The organism is Methanobrevibacter sp. 87.7 (genome assembly GCF_002208625.1).
Lineage (GTDB): Archaea > Methanobacteriota > Methanobacteria > Methanobacteriales > Methanobacteriaceae > Methanarmilla.
Genome location: NZ_MRCT01000276.1, coordinates 1 through 1,104, shown reverse-complemented (window position 1 = coordinate 1,104; position 1,104 = coordinate 1). Strand labels below are relative to the sequence as shown.

Here is a 1,104-nt window from a genome sequence, read left to right as displayed (position 1 = left end):
AAAAATAGAATAAATAAATAAAAAATAAAAGAAAATAAAAAAAAATATAATAAAATAAAAAAAAAATAGAATATATAAAATAAAAATAAAACAAATTAATAAAAATATAATAAAATAAAGAAAAATTCAATTAATCAATATCATCAGTATCAATTAAATTTCTTTGAAATTCATTATTTTTCTTAGTTTCAATCCATAATTTATGGAAATCATATAACTCATTTTCTTCCTTAATTTTATTTGAATCAATTTTAACATTTGGTTTTTTCAATAGATTATAAGAAGCTTTAATTTTAGGACTAATCTCTTCATTTAAATCATCAGTATCAATTGAAAAATTAAAATCTTTTCTATGGAATAATAAATCCCAAAATGACATTTCCTGTAAATCTTTATTCTGCTTTTTAACTTCCTGTTGAATATTATTAGCAATACAACTATTATGTTTAGTAAGGTTGATTCCAATTTCATTTAAAGCTTCATCAATATTTTGAGAATTAGAATCATTAATATCTGAAATAATTTCATTTGCCTGATTTACAGTTTTATTAACAATTGAATCAATATTTTTAGAAATTGCTAACTGAGCATTAAATAATAATTGATTATGATAATTAATTTCATCTTTTAATTGCTCAACATACTCAAGAGTATCCATATATTTATGCTCAAAATATGCACTATCATGATAAATATCTTTTTCACGAAGAGATTCAATTTTATTTATAAGTTTAATAATATTTTTATCTTTTTCATCAAGTTTTCTTTTATAATCTTTAATTTTATTATTTTGATAATCAAGTTCTTCTTTAAGTTGTTGATTTTCCTTAATTAATTTTTCAGTATCATCAAAGCCTTCAGATTTAATAATATTCTGTAAATCTTTATAATTAAGTATAGAAACATGCTGGTTTTTTTCAATATCTAAATCATCAAAAACACCAGATAAAATAATTTCATTTTTTTTATTTTTAATTTTTTTAATATAAGCATCTGTATAATCAACCATAATAACCACATATTTTTAACACACTTAAAAAAATAGAATATAAGTAATATAATATTATTAATATAGTTATATAAAATTTTTGATAGAAATTGAAT

Annotated in this window: 1 protein-coding gene; it reads right to left on the bottom strand. The window is 18.2% G+C overall.

All coding sequences use genetic code 11. The features are described from left to right. Positions 1-130: 130 nt before the first annotated feature. Complete coding sequence (locus BGI41_RS08185; protein ID WP_088540208.1) at positions 131-1,009, bottom strand: hypothetical protein; 879 nt, start codon at positions 1,007-1,009, stop codon at positions 131-133. Between the last annotated feature and the right edge of the window lie 95 nt (positions 1,010-1,104).

Excerpts from the sequence above, each read along its gene's own strand:
- BGI41_RS08185 (WP_088540208.1), bottom strand. The coding sequence starts at position 1,009 with ATGGTTGATTATACAGATGCTTATATTAAAAAAATTAAAAATAAAAAA.